Here is a 7730-nt window from a genome sequence, read left to right on the forward strand (position 1 = left end):
GACGCAACATTAAACCGTAACGTTAAACCCGTGAATCCCGAAACCGGTGAATCGCGGCCGCACAGCCCGGAACAGTCCGGCAGCCGCATTTCCCCCGATACACGGATACAGTCCGGGATATAGTCTGGCCGGGCTGCGGCCTCGCCCGGATACAACCCTGATACAGCCCTGATACGATCTGTATACGATCCGGCATACGATCTGGCCCGGATACGATTTGCATTGACCGGAGGTCGGTCAGTTTCTAGCTTCCCGCTCCATGTCCGAGCACAGTACATCTCCCGCGGATCGCCGCCCCCTGCTCTCCTCCGGTGTCGCGCCAAAGGCCTGGCCTTTCGCCGAAGCGCGAAAACTCGCCGAACACGTCGCCACCAAAGGCGACGATGAGCGCCCCGCGCTGCTGGAAACAGGATACGGCCCGTCCGGACTGCCGCATATCGGCACGTTCGGCGAGGTCGCGCGCACAAGCTGGGTCCGCCAGGCCTATACCGCCATGACCGGCCGCCCGACCCGTCTGCTGGCCTTCTCCGACGATATGGACGCCCTGCGCAAAGTGCCGGACAACGTCCCGAACCGCGAGATGCTCACGCAGTTCATCGGCATGCCGCTGACAAAGGTCCCCGACCCCTTCGGAACCTCCGACTCCTTCGCGGCGCACAACAACGCCCGCCTGCGCTCGTTCCTCGACGGCTTCGGCTTCGACTACGATTTCGCCTCCTCCACCGAATACTACACTTCCGGCCGGTTCGACGCCGCCCTGCGCCGCGTGCTCGAAGTGCATGACGAAATCGTCGCCGTCATCCGCCCCACCCTCGGCGCCGAACGCCGCGAAACCTACTCCCCCGTCCTGCCCCTGCACCCGAAAACCGGCCAGGTCATGCAGGTCCGCATGGATAAGGTCGATCCCGTCGCCGGCACCGTCTGCTGGACCGATGAAAACGGCGAGCGCTTCGAAACCCCCGTCACCGGCGGCGCCGCGAAAATGCAGTGGAAAGCCGACTGGGCCATGCGCTGGTACGCCCTCGGCGTCGATTACGAAATGTCCGGCAAGGACCTCATCGACAGCGTCCGCCTGTCCGGAAAAATCTGCCGTATCCTCGGCGCCCCGCCCCCGGCCGGCCTGACCTACGAGCTGTTCCTCGACGAAAACGGCCAGAAAATCTCCAAGTCGAAAGGCAACGGCCTCTCCGTCGAGGAATGGCTGCGCTACGCCCCGCCCGAAAGCCTCGGCCAGTTCATGTTCAATCACCCCGAACGGGCCAAGCGCCTGTTCTTCGACGTGATCCCGAAGGCCACCGACGAATATCTCGCCCACGTGGACAAGGCCGCCGCCCTCCAGGCACGCTGCGCCGACGTCCCCGCCGCCGAAGCAGAAGCGGATCTTCTGAGCCTGTGTGCGAATCCCGCCTGGTTCATCCACGCCGGCCACATCCCCGATCACGCCGGCAGCCCGGTCTCGTTCAGTATGCTCCTGAACCTCGCCAGCGTCGCCAACGCCGAAACCCCGGACGTCCTCTGGGGCTTCCTCCGCCGTTACGACGCCGCCGTCTCGCCCGAAACCCACCCGATGCTCGCCACCCTCGTCGACCGCGCCATCGTGTTCTACGCCGACTTCGTACGCCCGGCGAAGAATTACCGCCTGCCGGACGAACAGGAACTCCGGGCACTGGCGGATCTGGCGGACTCGCTGAAAATGTACGAAGGCGAGGACACCACCGCCGAGGTGCTCCAGAACCTGGTTTTCGAGATCGGCAAACGCCACAAATTCGAGCCGCTGCGCGCATGGTTCACCTGCCTTTACGAAGTTCTGCTGGGACAGAGTGAAGGGCCGCGTTTCGGCGGATTTATCGCACTCTATGGTGTCCGGAGCACGGTCGCGCTGATCGAGGCGGCGCTGGTCCGGAGCGCAGAGGCCTGAGGGTCCGGCCATGTCCGGAAAAGCACGGATGTCCGACAGCAGGCAGACCGGGACTCCGCCCATGACGAAACGCGTGACGGAACCTGTAGCCGGCCCCGTGACTGAAACGGAAAGCTGCCCGTCCTTCTTCACGGCGGCGGATCAGGCCGGAACGCAGGGCGGGACCGCCCCGGATCACGCCTCCCCCAACGATGCCTCGCCCGACAACACTTCTTCGGGCCATGTTCCCCCCGACCACGTTCCTCCGGCAGGCTGGAAGCGCTGGCTGCGTCACGCCCCGCACCTCCTCGGCCTCGTCCTGATGGTCGCCGCGATCCTGGTCGTCCGGCGGGAACTGCACACGCTGAGCATGGCCGATATCAGAACGGCCCTGCGGGGTATCTCCCATCGCGCCCTGCTCGCCGGCGTCGGCTGCACCTTCCTGTCCTATTTCATCCTGTCCTTCTACGACCGCCTCGCCGTCATCCAGGTCGGTCACCGCCGGCTGTCCTTCCTCCGCACCGCCTTCGCGGCCTTCTGCTCCTACGTGCTCTCGCACAATCTCGGCTTCTCCGCCGTCTCCGGCGCCGCCGTCCGCTTCCGCCTCTACCGCAACTGGGGCCTGCCGCCCTTCGCCATCGCCCAGATCATCGCCTTCTGCTCGGCCACCTACCTCCTCGGCGCCGCCGTCCTCATCGGCAGCGTCCTGCTGATCGAACCCGGCGTTCTGCCCGTCCTGGGCGACCGCGTTCCCGTCGTCCTGCTCCGCGCCGCCGGCGTGCTGCTCTGGCTCGGCGTGCTGGCCTATATCGGCGCCACGCTGAAATGGCGCGAACTGACCATCCGCGGCCGCCAGATCGAACTCCCCTCAGCGCCGATGGCGATCGCGCAGACCGTCGTCGCCGCCGCCGACGTCGCCGCCACCGCCGCCATCGCCTTCGTCCTGCTGCCGCCGGGAACGCTGGATTACGGCTCCTTCCTCGCCATCTACATCGCCTCCTACACTGCCGGCCTCGTGGCCAGCGTCCCCGGCGGCCTCGGCGTCTTCGACGGCGCCATGCTCCTCGCCCTCGGCCCCTATCTGCCCGCCCCCCAGATTCTCGGAACGATCCTCGTCTTCCGGCTGTTCTATTACATCGTGCCGCTCTTCCTCGCCGGCGGCATGTTCGCGGGCCATGAACTGTTCCTGCGCGGCGACGCGGTTCTGCTCTCCCGCAAGGCGGCCCGCGAAGGCGGCGAGGAGCCCCGCCGGATCAGACCAAGCCAGGTGGTGCGCGAGAGCGAGGCCGATTTTTCCGTCGGCGTCTCGACCGGCACGGTCGCCTTCTGCGGCATCCTGCTGCTGATCCTGCCACTGGTGAATCCAATTCACGCCCATGACGGGTCGAAGATCATCGCCTTCATGTCGAATATCGTCGGCGATTACGTGCTGACCGTGGTCGGAGCGGCTCTGATCGCGCTGGCGATCGGCCTGTCCCAGCGTGTGACACTGGCATGGGGCGCCACGCTCGGCCTGCTGGTACTGTCGGCAATGGCGACATTCCTGCGCGGAAACACGCCCCTCGTGCCGCTCGCCCTCGCCCTGTCCGCCTTCCTGATCGCCCCCTTCCGGCGATGCTATTACCGGCACGCCCGTCTCCTCAGCGAGCCGCTCTCCTTCTCCACGCTCCTGTCCCTGCTGCTGCTGATCGGATGCGCCGTCGTCATCGCCACCAACCGCGCCGGAGCGGAGGGCTGGTGGGAACTGTTCGTCCCGGAAGACAACGACGCCCGGTGGATCGTGATGATCGCCGTCGTCCTCGCGCTGGTGGTGATTGCCCGTCTGGCCCGCCCGGGCCGCGTGGTTGTCCGGCCCTGGGACGAAAAATCAGCCGAGTGGTACCACAGCCTCCCGCACGCCCTGTCCGTCATCCCCGGCGCCGCGCCGGACGGGCTGGTGACAGGTGAAGCAGGAAACGCGGCCATCCCCTTTCGCAGGCGGGGCAGCTTCGTGGTCGGAATGGGCGACCCCGCCGGCGAGGACGCAGACTGCGCATCGGTGATCTGGCGCCTGCGGGATCTGGCGATGCAGGAAGGCTACCAGCCGGTCTTCTGGCGCACAGGCAAAACCTTCCTGCCGATTTACGCCGATATGGGCCTGGTCAACTGGCCCCTGGCGGATGTCCCCGGCGCCTGGCTCTGCTGCCCGTCGGAACAGATCGGCCTCGTCCGCTCAAAACTGTTCGGACGAAAAGCCGGCACCACACAGGACCCCCGCAGCTGAAAACTCAGTCAGGACCAGAGAGCACTTAACGATAAGTCTTTCGATAAAAATGATTAAAGGTTTTGGGTGCCACCTTTTTCAAAAAGGCGGCGTCTTCTGAAGCTTTCTGAAAAAAAGATTCACCATAAACTTCTTTCCGGATTCGATATCGACCGCCGGACAACGTTCCGGAAATGCTGACCGGGGAGCAATGATCAGCCGACTGGTACGCCCGTGAGACTGACATGTAACACGCCTTGCGGCCCGGCCTCATCCTGCCGAAACAACGCTTCAGCTTCTCCCATGTCGGTCAGCATTTCTCACGCAATGATCTCAAGGCCGCGCCATCCGGGTAACGGAACGAAGCGGGTCGTACACGTCAGCAACCGTGCCGGCCCCGCCCGAGTTCCTGGATCGCGGTGAAAATCGTTGAACGGGCTGTTTTAAGCGTTTCGGCAGCGCGTGAAATTCACCGTCCCGACCGCACGCGCGAAAGCACGACAGAGATCGATCCAATCCGGAATGACCTCAACAATTCGTCACAAATGATTTGTTCGCATTTTCTGACATCTCTTGTCGGAAATGACGGATTTATTGCGATATTATGAATGATAATCTTACGGAATGGAAAGCGTAAACGGAAAGCGTAACGGGCACGTTCTGAACGGAACTGGAAGACCGGACCATGGCGGATCACAACATTCAGGGTAAAACCATTCTCAGAGGCTGTTTCAGAACCTTCAGATGCCCAAAAATTCTCATAACAGACTGACGACGGTATAGTTTTTGAGTCCCGCTCATCTGCTCGCCGCAGCCAGCCTCAAAAAGCTCCTCACGACAAGCCTTTGATAAAAAATAATAAAAGTTTTTGGGTGCCCCCTTTTTTCCAAAAAGGCGGCGTCTTCTGAAGCTTTTAAAAAAGCTTCACCAAAAATTTCTTTACGATTTAAAGGAGATTTCACAGGCAGGTTTCTGAAACAGTCTCTTATAGCCGGCAACGCAAAAACCTTCCGGATGGACTGATCGCCCGTGGATCTGGCGACGCCATGAAGCCGCTTTCCATTATCGAACCCTGACCACTCTGAGTGATGATTTCCACATTTCAATCGTGCCGGAATAAAAATGACTGATTGCGAAAATCAGATGGATGCTGATCAGAACAGGAGAAATTTTATGAAACAGACATGGGGAAACGCCTGTTTCACAGGACTGCTCTGCTCCTGTCTGACCGGGTGCGCCGGCATCAGTTCGGCTTTAAACACCGTGCAGGCCACGCCCCGTATGCTTGACGATCATACAGTGGCCGTCTCGGGCTCAGGGAGCGGCACGGATTCCATGAGCAGCGTTCAGCAGGCAGTGTTCCGCTCAGCGGCCCGGACGGCAAAGAGTTCAGGGTACCAGTATTTTCTCGTCCTGAACGAGCAGAAGACGCAGGTCCCGGGACCGTCTTCGTCGTACGGATCGAAGCAGTCCCGCAGAACCTATCAGCTTGCCCAGCCGCGGGATGAGCTGACCGCCCGCTTTTACCGGACCGGAGAAACTGATCCGAACCAGCCGGGTCTCTTCAATGTGGACAGCGTTCTTGCGGAGAGCTCCGGACAATGAATATCGGGCCGGCATCAGGCAGTCGTAATCATTGCTGGCCACACGGGAAAGGTTTCCCACCGACGTGGCAGCGCAGGCCTCCCTGCCTGCCCGGAGCCGCGCGATGATTCGTCTGATCATCCTTCTGCTTGGCACGGGTCCACTGCGAAAATTATGGAGCGCATGTCTTGGAATTGCGCTGTTCTGTCTGATTGCGGGCATCGTCTTTGTCGGTGACTTCTTCCGGCCGGCGGAGATCATTACGATTGACGTCATTGGCGCCGCTTTCGTTGTCGAGGGGATCGTGCGGCTGATGACGCTTGCGGCAATCGGCTTTCCAAACGCGACTGTTCCCGTCCTGAAGTCCCTCGGTTTCTTCGCGCTTGGGTTCATGGCGATCGATATTCCTGCCGACCATAATATCGTCGCAACGATCGTGCTGGGGACGGCGCTTGTCATCGACGGCATTCTGCGGATGGCAGCCGCGATCGTGATCCGCGCCGTTCACTGGCGCAAGGCTGTCGCCTTCAGTATTTTCGAACTGGGGATCGCCGGACTGATCGCGTCCCCCTGGCCGGTTCAGTACCGGAACACAGTGCCTTTCTGCCTCGGGATCGCTCTGCTTGGTGCGGCCTGGAGTTTCGGAAAACTCGGGATACAGCTTCTTCGTTTGCCGCCCGGAGCCTCAGTGACGGACCTGCCCCTGTTTGCGGGGCCGAACTGGCATGGACGCGGACTGCTCCATCCATCGCAGGTGGTGCCAAAATCATGGAACAATGAAGAGCCGCTGACGGTCTATGTCTGGACAGCTGTCGGATCTGCCGTCAATCCGGCACGACGCCCGATTATCGACCGCTATATCGCAGCGATGGATGAAGGTGGCGTCATCTCAACCGGGCATGCCGCGCTCTCACTGCCGCCGACAGACTATGTCAGCCTGTGTCCCGCGGAAGATATCGATCATTCACCGGAAGATTTTGCAGCCCTGCTCCGCGCAGGTACGGAAAACGATGTTCCCGGCGCTTTTCGCCCTTCATTTGAAGAGGAATGCGCCGGGTGGCGCAATCCCGACCGGGACATCCGGTTTTATCGATACAATGCCGACGCCCTGCGTGCGTTTCTGGCTCTTTATCGCGAGACGCCGGTCTACAATCTGACCAGCCGGAACTGCTCATCCACCGTCGCCCTGTCCCTGGACGCTGCGACAGAAGGTGTTCTGGGGCAGGAGAAACCCTTACGGACCGTTCTGCTGCTGCTGACCGATCCCGCGATGTGGCTTCTTGCCCTGTGGCGCGCACGCGCTGAGGCCATGACATGGACACCGGGTCTGATCCTTGATTACGCGCAGACTCTTCAGTTCATCCTGACGGGCCGGCGCCAGCAGTGGCTCACCCGTATTCGCACAATGCGCCGGCGCTACAGCGCGGCCAGACAGACGCAGCTTCTTGAGGGCGTGCAGACGAGGTCGTTACGCCCCACACTTGTCTCGCTCGTGATGACGGGCATGATTTTCGGTCTGACTTATGGCCTCAGCGCGCCTCTTCTGGCGCTTGATCTGACCGGGATGGGTTTCGGTGAGAAGGTCATCGGCGCCAACGCCGCGATGCATGCAGTCGGGGTCCTCACGCTGGCGCCTTTCCTGCCCAGGCTGGCCTGGCGCTATGGCCCTAAGCTTCCGATTACTGTGGCCCTGCTGGTTGTGGCGGCGACCCTGGCTCTTTTCCCGGTCATGCCTTCGACGCGGAAATCTCACAGAAGGGTTGTACATCGGGTTAGATTATGAAAAAGTCTGTTTTGCACAAAAGAATTTTTCATAAGCAATAAACGAACCCGATGCAGACAGAGTGTAGCGCAGGCGCGTATGAGTTTCCAGCCTCCTGTGGACGGCGTGTTGTGGCCCGTTTTGACGGGGGTCGCATGAGTTCGGATGGGGGCGTCATTCTGGTGAAGCAGGCTGATGACATTCTGGGGCTCAGCCGCCGCTTTGCTGCCTGTTTTCGCGATAAG

The 7730-nt window shown here is 61.4% G+C and carries 6 protein-coding genes; 5 read left to right on the forward strand and 1 reads right to left on the reverse strand.

Annotated elements, in window-relative coordinates; genetic code table 11:
- Nucleotides 1-259: 259 nt before the first annotated feature.
- Both GOB93_RS10185 and GOB93_RS10190 read left to right on the forward strand, forming a co-directional pair.
- Nucleotides 260-1918 carry a lysine--tRNA ligase gene (locus GOB93_RS10185; protein ID WP_173583388.1) on the forward strand — a complete coding sequence of 553 codons (1659 nt, stop codon included), beginning with the start codon at nucleotides 260-262 and terminating at the stop codon, nucleotides 1916-1918.
- 28 nt (nucleotides 1919-1946) lie between these two features.
- Nucleotides 1947-4160 (forward strand): lysylphosphatidylglycerol synthase domain-containing protein, encoded by a 2214-nt coding sequence (locus tag GOB93_RS10190; RefSeq protein ID WP_242010684.1) that lies wholly within the window; start codon nucleotides 1947-1949, stop codon nucleotides 4158-4160.
- A 776-nt stretch (nucleotides 4161-4936) separates the two neighbouring features.
- Here GOB93_RS10190 and GOB93_RS10195 read toward each other — a convergent pair.
- Nucleotides 4937-5101, reverse strand: a complete 165-nt coding sequence (locus tag GOB93_RS10195; RefSeq protein ID WP_173583389.1) for a hypothetical protein — start codon at nucleotides 5099-5101, stop codon at nucleotides 4937-4939.
- A 211-nt stretch (nucleotides 5102-5312) separates the two neighbouring features.
- Between GOB93_RS10195 and GOB93_RS10200 the strand changes: the two genes are divergently transcribed.
- From GOB93_RS10200 to GOB93_RS10210, 3 genes are all read left to right on the forward strand, one after another.
- Nucleotides 5313-5744, forward strand: coding sequence for a hypothetical protein (locus GOB93_RS10200; protein ID WP_173583390.1), 432 nt, complete (start codon nucleotides 5313-5315; stop codon nucleotides 5742-5744).
- Nucleotides 5745-5847: 103 nt separating this feature from the next.
- Nucleotides 5848-7506, forward strand: coding sequence for an MFS transporter (locus tag GOB93_RS10205; RefSeq protein WP_173583391.1), 1659 nt, complete (start codon nucleotides 5848-5850; stop codon nucleotides 7504-7506).
- A gap of 50 nt (nucleotides 7507-7556) precedes the next feature.
- Nucleotides 7557-7730 (forward strand): transposase (locus GOB93_RS10210; RefSeq protein WP_173583392.1); only part of this gene is annotated, 174 nt, incomplete at its 3' end.

Source organism: Acetobacter musti (genome assembly GCF_011516835.1).
Taxonomy (GTDB): Bacteria; Pseudomonadota; Alphaproteobacteria; order Acetobacterales; family Acetobacteraceae; genus Acetobacter; species Acetobacter musti.

Excerpts from the sequence above, each read along its gene's own strand:
- GOB93_RS10185 (WP_173583388.1), top strand. The coding sequence starts at position 260 with ATGTCCGAGCACAGTACATCTCCCGCGGATCGCCGCCCCCTGCTCTCC.
- GOB93_RS10190 (WP_242010684.1), top strand. The coding sequence starts at position 1,947 with ATGTCCGACAGCAGGCAGACCGGGACTCCGCCCATGACGAAACGCGTG.
- GOB93_RS10200 (WP_173583390.1), top strand. The coding sequence starts at position 5,313 with ATGAAACAGACATGGGGAAACGCCTGTTTCACAGGACTGCTCTGCTCC.
- GOB93_RS10205 (WP_173583391.1), top strand. The coding sequence starts at position 5,848 with ATGATTCGTCTGATCATCCTTCTGCTTGGCACGGGTCCACTGCGAAAA.